Genomic DNA, 15,695 nt, shown 5'->3' with positions numbered 1-15,695 from the left:
GATGCTGGCCAGTGTGACAAGTTGCGGGTTATAAGAAAAATCAATAAAGCTCACTGGGCATTAGGAAAATCGATGTTCGACTACAAGTTGCTCGCGGCGCTTGCTGCTGTCGTCGAGCAAGGCGGTTTCGAGCGTGCCGCGCAGGTGCTGGGCCTGTCTCAATCGGCCGTGTCGCAGCGCATCAAGCTGCTGGAGGCGCGCGTGGGGCAGCCGGTACTGGTTCGCATCGCGCCGCCTGGCCCGACGGAGGTAGGCCGGCAGTTGCTCAACCATGTGCAGCAGGTACGCCTGCTTGAGCGCGACCTGCAGCGTCAGGTGCCCGCGCTCGAAGACGGGGGCATGCCGGAGCGTCTGCGCATCGCGCTCAATGCCGATAGCCTGGCCACTTGGTGGGCCGGCGCCGTGGGGCAATTCTGCGCCGAGCACAAGGTGCTTACCGATTTGGTGGTCGAGGACCAGGAAGTGGGTCTCAAGCGCATGCGCGCCGGCGACGTGGCCGCCTGCCTGTGCGGCAGCGAACGCCCAGTGGCCGGCGCGCGCAGTCTTGCGCTGGGGGCGATGCGCTATCGGGCCTTGGCCAGCCCTGCCTTCATGAAGCAGCATTTTGCCCAGGGATTCGATGCCCGTCGCCTGGCCCGCACGCCCGCGATCGTCTACGGCCCCGACGATTTCCTGCAGCACCGCTACCTGGCCTCTTTGGGCATGCAGGACGGTTTTCTGCATCATTTATGCCCCTCATCCGAAGGCTTTTTGCGCATGACCGAAGCGGGGTTGGGCTGGGGGCTGGTGCCCGAGTTGCAGGCCCGCGAGCAACTGGCCAGCGGCCAATTGGTGGAAATCTGCAGCGATACCCCGATCGATGTACCGTTGTACTGGCATCATTGGCGTAACGGCGGGCAACTGCTGGCACAGCTGACCGACCACCTGCGCCACAGCGCCCGGCACTGGCTGGTGCCGTTGTAGCGCCTAAGGGCGTCAAAGGCTTCTGAACATCAGGCAAGGCGGAGTGTTACATGCGAATTCTGGTCACTGGCGCAAGTGGCTTCATCGGCGGGCGTTTTGCGCGGCTGGCCCTGGAGCGGGGGCTGGATGTGCGGGTCAGTGGCCGGCGCGCCGAAGGTGTGGAGCACCTGGTGCGGCGTGGCGCGCAGTTCATTCCGGGCGACCTTGGCGACGCGGAGCTGGCCCGGCGCCTGTGCCAGGGCGTCGAGGCCGCGGTGCATTGCGCCGGTGCAGTGGGGCACTGGGGCCCCTATCAGGCGTTTGCCCAGGGCAACGTGGTGGTGACCGAGAACGTCGTCGAAGGCTGCCTGAAGGAACACGTGCGTCGCCTCGTGCACCTGTCATCGCCTTCGATCTACTTCAATGGCCGTTCACGCGTGGCCATTGGCGAGGATCAGGTGCCCGGCCGGTTTGCCAATCACTACGCCAGGACCAAGTTCATTGCCGAACAGAAGGTGTTCGGCGCCCAGGAGTTCGGCCTCGAAGTGTTGGCGCTGCGCCCGCGTTTCGTCATCGGCGCAGGCGATACGAGCCTGCTGCCGCGGCTGGTGCACCTGCAACGCAAAGGCAGGCTGGCGATCATCGGCAACGGCTTGAACAAAGTCGACTTCACCAGTGTTCACAACCTGAACGAGGCGCTGTACAGCGCAGTGTTCGCGGACGGGCGCGCGCTTGGGCAAGCGTACAACATCAGCAATGGCCAGCCCTTGCCGCTGTGGGATGTGATCAACTATGTCCTGCGCCAGCTTCAGCTCCCTCAGGTCACCCGCTACCGAGGTTATGGGCTGGCCTACGGCTTGGCCGCGCTCAACGAGGCAGCGTGCACCCTGTGGCCGGGGCGGCCGGAGCCTACGCTGTCACGCCTGGCCATGCAGGTGATGAGTCGCGATTTCACCCTGGACATCACCCGCGCCAGTCAGTACCTGGACTATCAGCCCACCACCAGCGTATGGGCGGCATTGGATGAATTCTGCACGTGGTGGAAACACCAGCCGCCTGGCCGGTAAAGCGTTCAGCTCGACGTCGGGCATCACCGGGCTGCGCGCGCGGTTTATAATCCGGCTTATTTGCAACCTGTGGGGTGGGATGCTCATGCGCTTTGATGCTCGCGATGATTTCGATGATGTACCGGCCTTGCGCGCAGGGACGCAGGATGACGATGAGTTGCTGCCAGCTCATGTCTCGCGCAGTCGCCGTCAAGCGGCCAGGGCGCCGAGCACCGGCCCATTGTGGGCGATGCTGGTGGCCGCGTTCATCGCCCTGGGCTGTCTGGGATGGTGGAGCTATCGGCAGATCTCCCTGATGGAGCAGCAGCTGGTCGCCACTCAGGAGAGCTTCGCGCGCATCAGCGAAGACGCGGCAGGGCGTTTGCAGGCAATCAGCGGCAAGGTCGAAGCCAGCGCGTCGTCCAGCAACAGTGGCAGTGAAGCCCTCAAACAGCAGATCAGCCAGTTGCAGGCCAGCCTGGCCGAGCAAGGCAAGCAGCAGGCAGGTGTAGCGGGCCAGGCCGGGGACCTGGGCAAGCGCCTGGAGCAGGTTCTGGCGGACACCCGTGAACAGCAAAGAGCGGTCACCGAGCTGCAAACGCAGTTGCAGGCACAGTTGAAGGCGGTGAACGGCGAGTTGGCAGCGCTCAAGTCGGGCCAGGTCGATGGGGGCAAGCTCGACGGGCAACTCAAGAGTCTGAGCGAGGAGGTGGCCGCGCTGAAAAAACAAGGCAATCCCACGGCCGCCATCGAAAGCCTGCAGCAGGATGTGCTGGTGCTCAAAAGCCAGCTGGACAACCGCCCGAACACGGCGGCCGGCGGGGGCGCATCGGTGCAGGAGTTCGACGCGTTTCGTGGTCAGATGACCCGTAACCTGAACAACGTCCAGAGCCAGCTGCAGAACCTGCAACAGCAGATCAACGCCAGGCCATGACTGGGAAGGGCAGGGGCCGGGCCCTGGCCCCTGTCTCAGGCCTTACAGGCGTGGGTAGTCGATATACCCCACCGGTCCCTGGCCATAGAACGTTTCCGGATGAGCTTCGTTCAGTGGGGCATCGTCAGCCAGGCGTGCAGGCAGGTCCGGGTTGGCGATGAACGGCACACCAAAGGCCACGGCATCGGCTTTGCCATCGGCCAAGGCCGCATTGGCACTGGCTTTGTCGAAACCTTCGTTGACGATATAGACGCCACCAAATGCGTCTTTGAGGGCAGGGCCCAGGCTGTCGTCGCGCTCCCGCTCCCGTGAGCAGATGAAGGCAATGCCCCGCTTGCCCAGCGCTCGCGCCACATACGTGAAGGTCTGGGTACGGTCGGCATCGCCCATGTCATGGGCATCGGCGCGCGGCGCCAGGTGCATCCCAACGCGCTGCGCCCCCCATACCTGGACTACGGCATCGGTGACCTCCAACAGCAGGCGCGCCCGGTTTTCCAGCGAGCCGCCGTACGCGTCGGTGCGCTGGTTGGTGCTGCTTTGCAGGAACTGGTCGAGCAGATAGCCGTTGGCGCCATGGATCTCGACACCGTCAAAGCCTGCGGCCTTGGCGTTTTCGGCGCCAGTGCGGAAGGCCTCGACGATGTCGCTGATCTCTTCGGTATCCAGGGCCCGAGGCGTGGGGTAGTCGCTGAGCGGGCGAACCAGACTCACGTGCCCCTTTGGCTGGATGGCACTGGGTGCGACCGGCAACTGGCCATCGAGGTAGCGTGGATGGGAAATGCGGCCCACGTGCCACAGCTGCAAGAAGATTCGGCCGCCTGCGGCATGCACGGCATGGGTGACGTGGGTCCAGCCCCTGACCTGTTCAGCACTCCAGATGCCCGGTGTGTCCGGGTAGCCCACGCCCATGGGGCTGACCGACGTCGCCTCACTGATGATCAGACCGGCACTGGCGCGTTGTACGTAGTACTCGGCCATCAGTGCATTCGGCACGCGGCCGGCGTCTGCGCGGCAACGGGTGAGTGGGGCCATGATGATACGATTGGGCAGTTCCAGATCGCCCAAGGTGATTGGATCGAATAGCGTGGTCATGACGTATACCTGAAAGTCAAAGGGAGTCGCGCAATTGTTCGAGCAATGCTTCGATGATGACTTCGTTGCGCTTGAACAAGTGCCATTGGCCGATTTTCTGGCGGATGACCAGGCCTGCTCGCTGCAGGATCGCCAGGTGCGCCGACACAGTCGATTGGGACAACCCGCAGCGCCGCTCGATCTGCCGGCACAAACCCCTTGGTCAGTACTGTGGACCTGCTCGAGAAACTGGGCTGCCGGCGTTTTCAACCAGCCGAGTACTTCCCGCCTCACCGGGTGGGCGAGGGCTTTCATGATGTCGTCCAGGTCAAGCGGCATGGCTCATCTCGCAGCGGTGCATCGGGTCAGCGCGAACCCTACATCGTGATTTTGCGATATACAAAGATTCAAGTGTTCCGAGCGAGTAGCCAGACGGTATATCGCTCGGCGGCGATATGTCCCGAGCAAGTGATAGACTGGCGCCATGAATTATCTTGCACACCTGCACCTGGGAGGGTCGGCTCCGCAGCAATTGCTGGGCAGCCTCTACGGGGACTTCGTCAAAGGTTCGCTGGAAGGGCGGTTCCCGCCGCAGCTCGAAGCGTCCATCCGACTGCATCGACACATCGACAGTTTCACCGACGCCCACCCTGTGGTGCTCGCTTCCCTGGCGCGCTTTGCGCGGGTGCGGCGGCGGTTTGCGGGGATCGCTCTGGACGTCTTTTTCGACCACTGCCTGGCGCGGCACTGGCCCGAGTATGGGCGCCAGCCGCTGCGTCAGTTCACCCAGGCGTTCTATCAGGTGCTGTTAGCCGAGCCCGCCCTGCCGGGCCGGTTGGCCCACATCGCGCCGTCCATGGCGCAGTCTGATTGGCTGGGCTCGTATGCTGACTTTGCCACGCTGGAGCAGGTGTTTGCCGGGATCGCCCGGCGCTTGTCGCGGCCTGAAGGCCTGGTAGGGGTCATGGACGAGCTTGATCGCCTGTACGTGCCGTTGCTCGATGATTTCCGCGAATTCTACCCGCTGGTACAAGCGTTCGCTGCCAGTCATCGGGCACAGGCCAGCCCGTGCGTTGATTGACGGATCTGCTGCATTCAGGCAGCAGTCGCACACTGCCTGCGAAGTGCCGGTGGCTCTGGTGTGCCGTAGAGCGCCTGATGGATCGAACGCTGTGCCTGGAGCCCCAGCAGCGTGCGGCCCTTGCCATGACTTGCCAGTGGCTCGAGCAGGTGAATGCGCACTTGACCGCGAGGTTGCGCGAGCAACCGCAGCAGGTGTGACAGCAGGTCGTCATCTCCCACGAAGGGTGCAAAGGGGTCGATCTGGCCCCGCCGCTGGTATTGGATTGCCACCGGTTGCACGGCGATGCCCTGGTCGATGGCTGCCGCCAGCAGGCGCCCATGGAACGTCCCCAGCTGGTGCCCGTCGGTGGTAGTGCCTTCGGGAAACAGCAACAGGGGGTGACCTGTGACCAACCGCTGACCGATGTGCACGCGCAGCTGCTGGCCATCGCTGGCACCGCGCTTGATGAACAAGGTGCCTGCCTGCTCGGCTAACCACCCGGCAAGCGGCCAGTGCCGGACCTCGGCCTTGGACAGAAATGACACAGGGGCCAGCATGCCCAACAGGGGGATGTCGGTCCAGGACACGTGGTTGCTGACCCACAGCATGGGGCTGCTCGGCAGCTTCCCCGTCACGCAGACGTCGAACGGCAGTGCTGCCACCAAGCGCCGCATGAACAGCCGTGTCCAGCGTTGCCGGCGCGCGAGCGACGCTTTGATGCCAAGGTGCCGCCCGATGACGAGCAGGCTGGCCATCAGCAGCCCCAGCGCCACCACCAGCAGCACCTGAGCCAGGCGCCCCACCTGCCGCAGACGGCCCCTCACACAGCGGCCTTGAAGTGACGGGCGTAGCGCGGGCACAGCGCCTCGCGCTTGAGCAGGATGAACACATCGGCGACCTGGAAGTCTTCATCCCAGCACGGTTCGCCACAGACCTTGGCGCCCAGGCGCATGTAGGCCTTGAGCAAAGCCGGCATCTGGGCGCTCACGTTATCCGGCAACGTCAGCGGTGGCAGCGGTTTGCGGGGTTCGGCACGCAGGTCCTGGGTGCACAGGTGGCGTTCGCGCAGGCGCTGCATGACCGCATGCGCCTGCACCCCGCCGTCCTGCATCGAGATGCTGGCGCAACCCATCAGGTAGCGATAACCGCCTTCGTTGAGTACTTCGGCCAGCTCACTCCAGAGCGTAGCAATGGTGCCGCCGTTGCGGTACGGCGCGGCCACGCAGGTGCGGCCCACTTCCAGGATAGGGCCCTGAAGTTGCAGCAGCCCCTGCAGGCGGAACCCTTCCTCGCTGTAGAAGCGACCCAGGCTGCTGGCCGCCTCGTGGTCGAGCAGGCGGGTGGTGGCCACCAGTCGTCCAGTGGTGACATCGCGTACGCCGATATGGCGGCAGTGCGCGTCAAATTCGTCCTGATCCAGGCCGTGCTCAGCGCCCTTGAACCTTGCCTCGAACGCTTCGCTGAAGACCTGATAGCGCAGGGCCTGGGCCTCCTGCAACGCGGCGTGACCCATCAGGCGCTCGGCGTGCAGGCGGTGTCCGGCGCAGGTGTCGGCAACATGAGCGATTCGCGTCATTACGAGTCTCCATAAAACCAGCCATGCAAAGGTGGCCGGTAGGCGTTTATGTGCACGTTCAGGCTAGAAACATGGGATGTCACGGCGATGAAGGTTCGATGATGCTTGCATGAACCGCCCGTTGGCCGTGGCGGCGAACGTGCTGGCGCTTGCTGTGCCAAAGACCTGCGCGGTAAGGTGAGCCGCCTGCATTTTCGAGACCCCTCATGCTGAAGTCACTCCGCCTATGGCCCGCACTGCTGCTTGCGTTGTGCCTGCCCGCACACGCCAATTGGCACCTTGATGGCGAGTCGTCTCGCCTGTCGTTCATCACCGGTACCAATGGCGAAGCGGCGCAGGTGCACCGCTTCCTGGTGCTGCATGGCACGGTGGACCGCAAAGGCGCCGCGAGCCTTCGTATCGAGATGGATTCGGTCAGCAGTGGCGTGCCGCTGCGTGATGAACGCATGCGTGACGCGTTGTTCGACGTCGCGCGGTTTGCCGAAGCGACCGTGCAGGCACAACTGGATCTGCGCCCGATCAACGACTTGGCCAACGGGGCGCAGATCGAACTGCGCCTGCCGCTGACGGTAACGTTGCACGGCCAGTCCCATCGTTACGAGGCCTTGCTGCTGGCCACTCGCCTGGACGAGCGGCGGTTTCAGGTCGTGACCTTGGAGCCTCTGGTGCTGCGCGCCGAGGATTTCGGCCTGATGCCAGGGCTGCAAGCCCTGCGCAAGTCCGCCAACCTTACGGCCATCAACCCGTCCGTACCGGTCAATGCGGTACTGATCTTCACTGCGCGCTGACATGCCGGGCCCGGTCTTCCCCTGGCGGGATGGCAACCAGTTCGAGCTGCTGATCGATGGGCCACACTTCTTTCCCCGCATGCTGTCGGCCATCGAGCATGCCCAGACGCAGGTAGACCTGGAGCTGTACCTGGTCGAGTCCGGGGCCTGCGCCGAGGCTGTGGTCCAGGCGCTGGAACAGACGGCCCGCCGCGGGGTGCGGGTGCGCTGCCTGTTCGATTATTACGGGTCGCTGGCCTTGAGCGCCAAGCTGCGGCAACGTCTGGTGGATGCCGGCGTGTACCTGCGCTGGTACAACCGGCTGCACTGGAAACGCGGGCTGCGCAACCTGTACCGCGACCATCGCAAGTTACTGGTGGTCGACGAGCAGTGGGCGGTGGTCGGCGGTACCGGGGTGACCGACGAGTTCTGGCAACCGGGCCAGCCCAGCAGCGAATGGCATGAGGTGATGGTGCTGATGCAAGGCCCGGTGGTGAGCGACTGGCAATTGCTGTTCGATCGCCAGTGGCAGGCCAACCATCGCCGCACGGCCTGGCGCCCTGCCGAGGGCTTCGGCCTGCCGCGCCTGCCCAAGGTGCCTGCGCAAGGGCAGGGCATGGGCCGGGTGGCGTACGCCGACGCCCGTCAGCATCAGGACATCCTGCATGCATTGGTGCGTGCCCTCAACAGCGGCAAGCAGCGCATTTGGCTGGCCACGCCTTATTTTCTGCCGACCTGGAGCGTACGCCGCTCGCTGCGCCGCGCAGCGGGCAAGGGCGTCGATGTGCGGTTGCTGCTCACCGGCCCGCGCACCGACCACCCTTCGGTACGGTATGCCGGCCACCGGTACTATCCACGCCTGCTGCGCGCCGGAGTGCGAATTTTCGAGTATCAGCCGTGCTTCCTGCACCTGAAGATGGTGGTGGTGGACGATTGGGTCAGCGTCGGCTCCTGCAACTTCGACCATTGGAACCTGCGCTTCAATCTGGAGGCCAATATAGAAGCGTTGGACCTGCCGCTGACGACCGCAGTGGTCGCCAGTTTCGAGCGCGATTTCGCCCTGAGCGAGGAAGTCGACCTCGCGCACTGGAATGCCAGGCCGTTCTGGCGCCGGGTCAAACAGCGCATCTGGGGATGGCTGGACCGGTTGGTGGCCAACGTGCTCGACCGGCGCGACTGAGCGCAGCTATCGTGCAATGACGGTTCACAGGCAATCGATGGAGTGGATGCGATGACGGCTAAGAAGATACTCATGCTGGTGGGCGATTACGTCGAAGACTACGAGGTCATGGTGCCCTTCCAGGCGCTGAGTATGGTCGGGCATACCGTGCACGCCGTGTGCCCGGAAAAGGTAGCGGGCCAGACCGTGCGCACGGCTATTCACGACTTCGAAGGCGACCAGACCTACAGCGAAAAGCCAGGGCACCAGTTTGCCCTGAATCAGGATTTCGTCAGGGCCCGTGCCGAAAGTTACGATGCCCTGGTGATCCCGGGCGGGCGGGCGCCTGAGTACCTGCGCCTGAACGAGAAAGTGCTCGACCTGGTGCGAGCGTTCGACCAAGCAGGCAAGCCCATCGCCGCCGTGTGCCACGGCGCCCAGTTGCTGGCCGCCGCCGGTGTGCTCAAAGGCCGGGAGTGCAGTGCGTACCCGGCCTGCGCTCCGGAGGTGCGCCTGGCAGGCGGCACCTATATCGACATTGCGGTGGACCAGGCCCATGTGGACGGCAACCTGGTCACCGCGCCCGCCTGGCCGGCACACCCTGCGTGGCTGGCGGCGTTTCTGAAGGTGTTGGGCACCCGTATCCTCTGACCCAACAGGCCGACCGGCCCGTGGGTCAGCCGACTTGCTCGACCCAGTCGTTGAGGTTGTAATAGTTGGTCACGCGGGCGATCTTGCCGCAGTGGATATAGAAGAACGCGCCGGCCGGCAGGACATAGGTCTGGCCGGTGGCCACAGGCAGGCCTTCGTCATCGGCCACGTACTGGCCGTGCACGGTGAATTCCGCCGCTGCGCGACTGCCATCGGCATTTTGCATCACCACGATGTCGGCAAGGCGCTCGCGGTAACACCGGTTCATCTTGTCCATGAAGGCGGCGAACCTGGCCTTGCCCATCTGCCGCTCACCCTGGTTGATGTCGTGAATTACATCCTCGCTGAGCAGGGCCAGAAACCCTGGCATGTCGCCTGCGTTGAAGGCAGCGTAGTAAGCGTTTACCAATTCGGTAGCGGTCATGGAACATTACCTGTCGTGTAGGGAAAAGGCGTGTCGTTGGCCTGGATGATAGGGTTTCCCCTCAAGCCCGGCTTAGCCGAGCGCGTCATCCACATCGACAAAACGACCGCCAAGCATGCAAATACGCCTACTGCACGGCGCCGCCATCGCGCCTTATATCGATGACCTCGCTCGTCTGCGCCTGACCGTGTTCCGCGAGTTCCCCTACCTCTACGACGGTTCGCCCGAGTACGAAGCCGACTACCTGGCCACCTATGCCCGTTCCGGTCGCAGCCTGGTGGTGCTGGCCGTGGATGAGGACAAGGTGGTGGGCGCGTCGACGGGCCTGCCCCTGGTCGACGTCGCGCCCGAGTTTCAGGAGCCGTTCGTGGCCCAGGGTCGCGACCCGGCCAGCGTCTACTATTTCGGCGAGTCCGTGGTTCTGCCGCAATACCGAGGGCAGGGGCTTGGGGTACGCTTTTTCATCGAACGCGAATCCTACGCCCATAAACTGGCCGAGTTCGATTACTGCGCGTTCTGCGCCGTGGAGCGGCCCGGTGTACATCCGCGCCGCCCAACCGATTACAAGCCCTTGCATGGGTTCTGGCGCAACCGTGGTTTTCTGCATGACCCGTCCCTGCGTACCCGGTATGCCTGGCGCGACCTGGACGAGCAGGAAAGCTCGGACAAACTCATGTCGTTCTGGCTCAAGGAACTGCCCTTTTGATCCGTGTCGCGGCCTGCCAGTATGCCATTGAGCTGCACGAAACCTGGGAGGCCTATGCCGACCACCTGCAAGGTTTGTGTGCAGAGGCGGTGGAGGCTGGCGCGCGTCTGTTGCTGCTGCCCGAGTATGCAGGGCTGGTACTCAGTGGGCAGCTGACACCCGAGCAGCGGGGGGACCTGAACGCTTCCATTGCAGGCATCCAGCCGTTGATCGAGCCGTGGAAGGCCTTGTGTGCGGGCCTGGCCAGGCGTTGGGGCATCTACCTGCAACCAGGCACGCTGCCGGTACTGGACAGCGACGGCGCCTACCGCAACCGCGCCTGGCTGTTTGGCCCCAAGGGTGTGCTAGGGCATCAGGACAAGCTGATGATGACCCGCTTCGAGCGGGAACAGTGGGGCATTGCCGCAGGCCAAGGGCTGACGGTCTTCGACACCGATCTGGGCCGTCTTGGCATCCTGGTCTGTTACGACAATGAGTTCCCGCTCTTGGCCCGTCGGTTGGCAGAACGTGGCGCCGACCTGATCCTGGCGCCGAGCTGCACCGACACCGAAGCCGGCTATCACCGTGTACGGATCGGGGCTCAAGCACGCGCGTTGGAGAACCAGCTGGCCGTGTTGCAGAGCCCGACCGTGGGGCTGGCCCCTTGGTCGCCGGCACTGGACGAGAACCTGGGCCGGGCAGGGCTGTTCGTGCCGCCTGATCGTGGCATGCCGGGGGATGGGGTGATGGCATTGAGCGAATCGCTCGACCCGCAGCGCAGCCGTTGGCTGATGTGTGACCTGGATCTGGAGGCCGTGCGCCGGGTCAGGCAGCAGGGGCAGGTATTCACACGCAGGGACTGGCCCGAACAATTCGAACGTCTTTGAACGCAACAGCGGCGGGCCCTGGCATCAAGGTCCGCCGCTGCAGGTTGGCTGCGCATTGACTGCGCACGCGAGCGGCCGGTGACAGCGCCGTCGCTGTTGCCTTGGGTTACTTCACTTCGACGGCCAGGCTCTGGGCGATCTTGTTCTGCCACAAGGCGGGGCCTGTGATGTGCACCGACTCACCGTTGCTGTCCACGGCCACGGTCACTGGCATGTCCTTGACCTCGAACTCGTAGATGGCCTCCATGCCCAGCTCGGCAAAGGCCAGGACCTTGGACTTGCGGATGGCTTGCGCGACCAGATAGGCGGCGCCACCTACGGCCATCAGGTAAACGGCCTTGTTGTCCTTGATCGCGTCGATGGCGGTCGGGCCGCGCTCGGACTTGCCGATCATGCCCAGCAGACCGGTCTGCTCCAGGATCTGGCGGGTGAACTTGTCCATGCGCGTGGCGGTGGTGGGGCCAGCAGGGCCGACCACTTCGTCGCCTACCGGGTCGACCGGACCAACGTAGTAGATGAAGCGGCCCTTGAGATCCACCGGCAGTGCTTCGCCGCGGTTGAGCATTTCGACCATGCGCTTGTGGGCGGCATCCCGGCCGGTCAGCATCTTGCCGTTGAGCAGGATGGTTTCACCCGGTTTCCAGCTGGCCACTTCTTCGGGCGTGATGCTGTCCAGGTTGACACGTCGGGCGCTTGGGCCAGCTTCCCAGACGATCTCGGGGTAGGCGTCCAGCGACGGCGCTTCCAGCTGCGCCGGGCCCGTGCCGTCGAGCACGAAGTGGGCGTGGCGAGTGGCCGCGCAGTTTGGGATCATGCACACCGGCAGCGAGGCGGCGTGGGTCGGGTAGTCCATGATCTTGACGTCGAGCACGGTGGTCAGGCCACCGAGGCCCTGGGCGCCGATGCCCAGCTGGTTGACCTTCTCGAACAGCTCCAGACGGATTTCTTCCAGGCGGTTCTGCGGGCCGCGTGCCTTGAGCTCATGGATGTCGATGGACTCCATGAGCACTTCCTTGGCCATGACCGCGGCTTTTTCGGCGGTGCCGCCGATGCCGATGCCCAGCATGCCAGGCGGGCACCAGCCAGCGCCCATGGTCGGAACGGTCTTGAGCACCCAGTCGACGATGGAGTCGGACGGGTTGAGCATGGCCATCTTGGACTTGTTTTCCGAACCGCCGCCCTTGGCTGCAACATCGACCTCGACCTTGTCGCCGGGGACGATGGAGTAGTGGATGACGGCCGGGGTGTTGTCCTTGGTGTTCTTGCGGGCGCCGGCCGGGTCGGCCAGGATCGATGCGCGCAGGACGTTTTCAGGCAGATTGTAGGCGCGGCGCACACCCTCGTTGATCATGTCGTCCACGCTCAAGGTGGCGCCGTCCCAGCGCACATCCATACCCACGCGCACGAACACGGTGACGATGCCGGTGTCCTGGCAGATAGGCCGGTGACCGGTGGCACACATGCGCGAGTTGATCAGGATCTGGGCGATGGAGTCGCGCGCAGCCGGCGACTCTTCGCGCAGGTAGGCCTCGTGCATGGCCTGGATGAAATCGACGGGGTGGTAGTACGAGATGAATTGCAGGGCGTCGGCAACGCTCTGAATCAGGTCGTCTTGCTTGATCACGGTCATGCAGCGCGCTCCTCTTAAAGACGGGAACATTCAGTGAGACGTTCGACGGAGCCGACCAGCCTGTCGAAACGCCTTGCAAAGGCGCGCCGACAGCCTGCCGACGCAAAAAAGGCGCGGCAGTATAGCGCGCCTGCCCCGGTGAAACACCTGCGAGTGGTCAGGACCATGGTCTGGCCGGTGGCCGGCATCCTTTTTGCTGCTCGGCACAGTACAGGGCATTAGAATCGACGGGCACGCGGTCGCGTCCATCGGCACAAGGGGTTTGAAGAGGTGAGTGAACATGCCCGAACTTAGCGTGGGCACGCGTTGTTGGACAGTGCCGACTGGCGCCAACTTGCTCGATGCCTTGAACGAGGCAGGGCTTGATGTGCCCTACAGCTGCCGTGCAGGGCGCTGCCATGCGTGCCTGGTACGGTGCGAGCACGGGTTGCCCCTCGATGCCCTGCCAGAAGCCCTGGCGTTGGACAGGCATGCCGTGGGCTGGCGCCTGGCCTGCCAGTGCCGCGTGGTAGAAGACTTGCGCGTGGACGTGTTCGATCCCTTGCGCGACGGCGTAGGCGGCGTTGTCAGCGAACTGGACTGGTTCGGTGATGTGTTGCGGTTGCGCCTGCGGACCGAGCGCAGCGTCCGCTACCAGCCAGGCCAACACGCGGTGCTCTGGTTGGGTGGGGTGGCGCGGCCTTATTCACTGGCCAGCCTGCCGGGTGAGGATGATTGCCTGGAGTTTCATATCGATTGCCATCGTCCCGGTGCTTTCTGTGACCAGGCACGGGCGCTGGGGGTGGGCGATGCGTTGCGCCTTGGCGAAGTCAGGGGTGGGGCATTGCATTACGACCTTGACTGGCAGGACCGGCCGTTATGGCTACTGGCTGCCGGTACCGGGCTTGCACCGCTATGGGGCATCGTGCGCGAAGCGTTGCGTCAAGGGCATCGGGGGGAGATCCGGTTGCTGCACGTGGCCCGCGACCGCGCAGGGCACTACCTGGCAGCACCGTTGCAGCAGTTGCCAGGTGTGAGCGTGGAACTGGTGGTGACAGCGCAGCTGGAGGAAACACTGGCGGCGCTGCGGCCTTCATCGAGACAGACCTTGGCCCTGCTGTGCGGCGCGCCCGCCAGCGTCGAACGGTTTGCCCGAAGGCTGTTCATCGCCGGCGTGCCGAGGGGGCAGGTGTTCGCAGACAGCTTTGTCGAGCACGTCTGAGCCGACGTGTCTGCAGTGCCTGCACAGGGCCGCTTGCTCACGGGGGAACGCGCGCGAAGCGACCCTGGCTCGTCAGCCGATCAGCCGACCAGCGGATCACCGACATGCAGGATCTTCATGCCGTTGGTCCCGCCGATGGTGTGGTAGCTGTCGCCCTTGGTGAGGATCACCCAGTCACCTTGCTCGACCAGCCCACGCTTGAGCAGCTCGTCCACGGCGGCCTGGCTGACCTTGTCGGCCGGCAGCGATGCCGGGTCGAAATCGATCGGGTACACACCCCGGAACATCGAGGCACGGGCCTGGGTAGCGCGGTGCGGAGACAGGGCGAAGATCGGTACGTGCGAGCGCAGGCGCGACATGATCAGCGGGGTATAACCGCTCTCGGTCAGGGCGATGATCGCCTTCACGCCTGGGAAGTGGTTAGCCGTGTACATGGCTGCCAGGGCGATGCTTTCGTCGCAGCGCTCGAACGTGGTGTGCAGGCGGTGGCTGGAGCGCTGGCTAGTTGGGTGTTTCTCGGCACCCAGGCAGATGCGCGCCATGGCCTGGACGGCTTCGATCGGGTATGAACCGGCGGCGCTTTCGGCCGACAGCATCACGGCGTCGGTGTTGTCGAGCACGGCGTTGGCCACGTCGGACACTTCGGCACGGGTCGGCATCGGGTTCTGGATCATCGACTCCATCATCTGGGTCGCGACGATCACTGCCTTGTTGTTGCGGCGGGCGTGCTGGATGATCTTTTTCTGAATGGCGATCAGCTCGGCGTCGCCGATTTCCACGCCCAGGTCACCACGGGCAACCATGACGGCGTCGGAGGCTGCGATGAGCTTGTCGAGGGTTTCGTCGTCAGCAACCGCTTCGGCGCGTTCGATCTTGGCCACCAGCCAGGCGCTGCCACCAGACTCGTCACGCAGCTTGCGGGCGTATTCCATGTCGCTGGCGTCACGCGGGAAGGACACGGCCAGGTAGTCCAGGTCCATCTCGGCAGCCAGCTTGATGTCGGCCTTGTCCTTCTCGGTCAGGGCCGGTGCAGTCAGGCCGCCACCTTTGCGGTTGATGCCCTTGTGGTCCGACAGCGGTCCACCGATGATCACCACGCAGTGCAGGGCGTCGGCGGTCGCGGTTTCGACGCGCATGACCACGCGGCCATCGTCGAGCAGCAGTTCGTCGCCAACGCCACAGTCCTTGACCAGGTCGGGGTAGTCGATACCGACGATGTCCTGGTTGCCTTCGGTCAGCGGATGAGCGGTCGAGAAGGTGAAGGTGTCACCGACTTTCAGTTCGATGCGCTTGTTGGCGAACTTGGCGATGCGGATCTTCGGACCCTGCAGGTCGCCGAGCAAGGCCACGTGACGGCCATTCTTGGCAGCGATTTCACGGATCAGGCGGGCGCGTGCCTTGTGCTCGTCCGGAGTGCCATGAGAGAAGTTCAGGCGAGCCACGTCCAGGCCGGCGAGGATCAACTGTTCGATCACTTCCGGCGAATTGCTGGCGGGGCCAAGGGTGGCGACGATTTTGGTACGGCGGATGGTCATGCACAGACTCCTATAGTGAAGCGCAGCGAGAGGCTACTCCTGAATCGGGCTGTAGTCATCGTTAGGTTGCACTACCTGGCTTTGGAAAACTGTGCAGGTGACAGTCGCGCGCATTTGCTGGCTG

Annotated in this window: 16 protein-coding genes and 1 pseudogene; 10 read left to right on the top strand and 7 right to left on the bottom strand. The window is 64.1% G+C overall.

Annotated elements, in window-relative coordinates; translation table 11 throughout:
• The first annotated feature begins 72 nt into the window (after window positions 1-72).
• The 3 genes from FH041_RS12895 to FH041_RS12885 all read left to right on the top strand — a co-directional run bounded on the left by FH041_RS12895 (window position 73) and on the right by FH041_RS12885 (window position 2,922).
• Window positions 73-963, top strand: coding sequence for a LysR family transcriptional regulator ArgP (locus tag FH041_RS12895; RefSeq protein WP_027914511.1), 891 nt, complete (start codon window positions 73-75; stop codon window positions 961-963).
• Between the two features lie 50 nt (window positions 964-1,013).
• The gene (locus FH041_RS12890) at window positions 1,014-2,009 is read left to right on the top strand and encodes an NAD(P)-dependent oxidoreductase (RefSeq protein WP_104925874.1); all 996 of its coding nucleotides are present in this window, start codon (window positions 1,014-1,016) and stop codon (window positions 2,007-2,009) included.
• Window positions 2,010-2,094: 85 nt separating this feature from the next.
• Window positions 2,095-2,922: a hypothetical protein gene (locus FH041_RS12885; RefSeq protein WP_028687212.1), complete on the top strand. Its 828-nt coding sequence runs from the start codon at window positions 2,095-2,097 to the stop codon at window positions 2,920-2,922.
• A 42-nt stretch (window positions 2,923-2,964) separates the two neighbouring features.
• Here FH041_RS12885 and FH041_RS12880 read toward each other — a convergent pair whose 3' ends face one another.
• Together FH041_RS12880 and FH041_RS12875 are read right to left on the bottom strand one after the other, a co-directional pair.
• Window positions 2,965-4,014, bottom strand: coding sequence for an alkene reductase (locus FH041_RS12880; RefSeq protein ID WP_027914514.1), 1,050 nt, complete (start codon window positions 4,012-4,014; stop codon window positions 2,965-2,967).
• A 16-nt stretch (window positions 4,015-4,030) separates the two neighbouring features.
• Window positions 4,031-4,332 (bottom strand): annotated as a pseudogene (locus FH041_RS12875) (ArsR/SmtB family transcription factor).
• Window positions 4,333-4,477: 145 nt separating this feature from the next.
• Between FH041_RS12875 and FH041_RS12870 the strand changes: the two are divergent.
• Window positions 4,478-5,074: an ACP phosphodiesterase gene (locus FH041_RS12870; RefSeq protein WP_027914515.1), complete on the top strand. Its 597-nt coding sequence runs from the start codon at window positions 4,478-4,480 to the stop codon at window positions 5,072-5,074.
• 14 nt (window positions 5,075-5,088) lie between these two features.
• Here FH041_RS12870 and FH041_RS12865 read toward each other — a convergent pair whose 3' ends face one another.
• Together FH041_RS12865 and FH041_RS12860 are read right to left on the bottom strand one after the other, a co-directional pair.
• Complete coding sequence (locus tag FH041_RS12865) at window positions 5,089-5,880, bottom strand: 1-acyl-sn-glycerol-3-phosphate acyltransferase (RefSeq protein ID WP_028687213.1); 792 nt, start codon at window positions 5,878-5,880, stop codon at window positions 5,089-5,091.
• Window positions 5,877-6,632 (bottom strand): GNAT family N-acetyltransferase, encoded by a 756-nt coding sequence (locus tag FH041_RS12860; protein WP_028687214.1) that lies wholly within the window; start codon window positions 6,630-6,632, stop codon window positions 5,877-5,879. The genes FH041_RS12865 and FH041_RS12860 overlap by 4 nt, the downstream gene beginning before the upstream one ends.
• A gap of 206 nt (window positions 6,633-6,838) precedes the next feature.
• Here FH041_RS12860 and FH041_RS12855 point away from each other — a divergent pair, with 206 nt between their 5' ends.
• The 3 genes from FH041_RS12855 to FH041_RS12845 are packed head-to-tail and all read left to right on the top strand — an operon-like array spanning window position 6,839 to window position 9,209.
• On the top strand, window positions 6,839-7,420 hold the full coding sequence (locus FH041_RS12855; RefSeq protein ID WP_027914518.1) for a YceI family protein: 582 nt from the start codon (window positions 6,839-6,841) through the stop codon (window positions 7,418-7,420).
• A 1-nt stretch (window position 7,421) separates the two neighbouring features.
• On the top strand, window positions 7,422-8,579 hold the full coding sequence (locus FH041_RS12850; RefSeq protein ID WP_027914519.1) for a phosphatidylserine/phosphatidylglycerophosphate/cardiolipin synthase family protein: 1,158 nt from the start codon (window positions 7,422-7,424) through the stop codon (window positions 8,577-8,579).
• A gap of 51 nt (window positions 8,580-8,630) precedes the next feature.
• Complete coding sequence (locus FH041_RS12845; RefSeq protein WP_027914520.1) at window positions 8,631-9,209, top strand: DJ-1/PfpI family protein; 579 nt, start codon at window positions 8,631-8,633, stop codon at window positions 9,207-9,209.
• Window positions 9,210-9,234: 25 nt separating this feature from the next.
• Here the strand turns inward: FH041_RS12845 and FH041_RS12840 are convergent, their stop codons facing one another.
• A complete protein-coding gene (locus tag FH041_RS12840; protein ID WP_028687215.1) occupies window positions 9,235-9,633 on the bottom strand; it encodes a nuclear transport factor 2 family protein in 399 nt (132 codons plus the stop codon).
• Window positions 9,634-9,748: 115 nt separating this feature from the next.
• On the opposite strand from FH041_RS12840, the gene FH041_RS12835 reads away from it, so the two are divergent.
• A complete protein-coding gene (locus FH041_RS12835) occupies window positions 9,749-10,339 on the top strand; it encodes a GNAT family N-acetyltransferase (RefSeq protein WP_028687216.1) in 591 nt (196 codons plus the stop codon).
• Window positions 10,336-11,205: a carbon-nitrogen hydrolase family protein gene (locus FH041_RS12830; RefSeq protein ID WP_027914523.1), complete on the top strand. Its 870-nt coding sequence runs from the start codon at window positions 10,336-10,338 to the stop codon at window positions 11,203-11,205. The genes FH041_RS12835 and FH041_RS12830 overlap by 4 nt, the downstream gene beginning before the upstream one ends.
• Window positions 11,206-11,311: 106 nt before the next feature.
• Here FH041_RS12830 and FH041_RS12825 read toward each other — a convergent pair whose 3' ends face one another.
• Window positions 11,312-12,835, bottom strand: a complete 1,524-nt coding sequence (locus tag FH041_RS12825; RefSeq protein WP_028687217.1) for a fumarate hydratase — start codon at window positions 12,833-12,835, stop codon at window positions 11,312-11,314.
• A gap of 280 nt (window positions 12,836-13,115) precedes the next feature.
• On the opposite strand from FH041_RS12825, the gene FH041_RS12820 reads away from it, so the two are divergent.
• On the top strand, window positions 13,116-14,036 hold the full coding sequence (locus FH041_RS12820; RefSeq protein WP_027914525.1) for an iron-sulfur-binding ferredoxin reductase: 921 nt from the start codon (window positions 13,116-13,118) through the stop codon (window positions 14,034-14,036).
• 80 nt (window positions 14,037-14,116) lie between these two features.
• Here FH041_RS12820 and pyk read toward each other — a convergent pair whose 3' ends face one another.
• Window positions 14,117-15,571 (bottom strand): pyruvate kinase, encoded by a 1,455-nt coding sequence (gene pyk, locus FH041_RS12815; protein ID WP_027914526.1) that lies wholly within the window; start codon window positions 15,569-15,571, stop codon window positions 14,117-14,119.
• Window positions 15,572-15,695 lie beyond the last annotated feature (124 nt).

The organism is Pseudomonas sp. SWI7 (genome assembly GCF_006351945.1).
Classification (GTDB): domain Bacteria; phylum Pseudomonadota; class Gammaproteobacteria; order Pseudomonadales; family Pseudomonadaceae; genus Aquipseudomonas; species Aquipseudomonas fulva.
This window is presented reverse-complemented; position numbering and strand designations above follow the sequence as displayed.

Excerpts from the sequence above, each read along its gene's own strand:
- FH041_RS12895 (WP_027914511.1), top strand. The coding sequence starts at position 73 with ATGTTCGACTACAAGTTGCTCGCGGCGCTTGCTGCTGTCGTCGAGCAA.
- FH041_RS12890 (WP_104925874.1), top strand. The coding sequence starts at position 1,014 with ATGCGAATTCTGGTCACTGGCGCAAGTGGCTTCATCGGCGGGCGTTTT.
- FH041_RS12885 (WP_028687212.1), top strand. The coding sequence starts at position 2,095 with ATGCGCTTTGATGCTCGCGATGATTTCGATGATGTACCGGCCTTGCGC.
- FH041_RS12880 (WP_027914514.1), bottom strand. The coding sequence starts at position 4,014 with ATGACCACGCTATTCGATCCAATCACCTTGGGCGATCTGGAACTGCCC.
- FH041_RS12870 (WP_027914515.1), top strand. The coding sequence starts at position 4,478 with ATGAATTATCTTGCACACCTGCACCTGGGAGGGTCGGCTCCGCAGCAA.
- FH041_RS12860 (WP_028687214.1), bottom strand. The coding sequence starts at position 6,632 with ATGACGCGAATCGCTCATGTTGCCGACACCTGCGCCGGACACCGCCTG.
- FH041_RS12855 (WP_027914518.1), top strand. The coding sequence starts at position 6,839 with ATGCTGAAGTCACTCCGCCTATGGCCCGCACTGCTGCTTGCGTTGTGC.
- FH041_RS12850 (WP_027914519.1), top strand. The coding sequence starts at position 7,422 with ATGCCGGGCCCGGTCTTCCCCTGGCGGGATGGCAACCAGTTCGAGCTG.
- FH041_RS12845 (WP_027914520.1), top strand. The coding sequence starts at position 8,631 with ATGACGGCTAAGAAGATACTCATGCTGGTGGGCGATTACGTCGAAGAC.
- FH041_RS12840 (WP_028687215.1), bottom strand. The coding sequence starts at position 9,633 with ATGACCGCTACCGAATTGGTAAACGCTTACTACGCTGCCTTCAACGCA.
- FH041_RS12835 (WP_028687216.1), top strand. The coding sequence starts at position 9,749 with ATGCAAATACGCCTACTGCACGGCGCCGCCATCGCGCCTTATATCGAT.
- FH041_RS12825 (WP_028687217.1), bottom strand. The coding sequence starts at position 12,835 with ATGACCGTGATCAAGCAAGACGACCTGATTCAGAGCGTTGCCGACGCC.
- FH041_RS12820 (WP_027914525.1), top strand. The coding sequence starts at position 13,116 with ATGCCCGAACTTAGCGTGGGCACGCGTTGTTGGACAGTGCCGACTGGC.
- pyk (WP_027914526.1), bottom strand. The coding sequence starts at position 15,571 with ATGACCATCCGCCGTACCAAAATCGTCGCCACCCTTGGCCCCGCCAGC.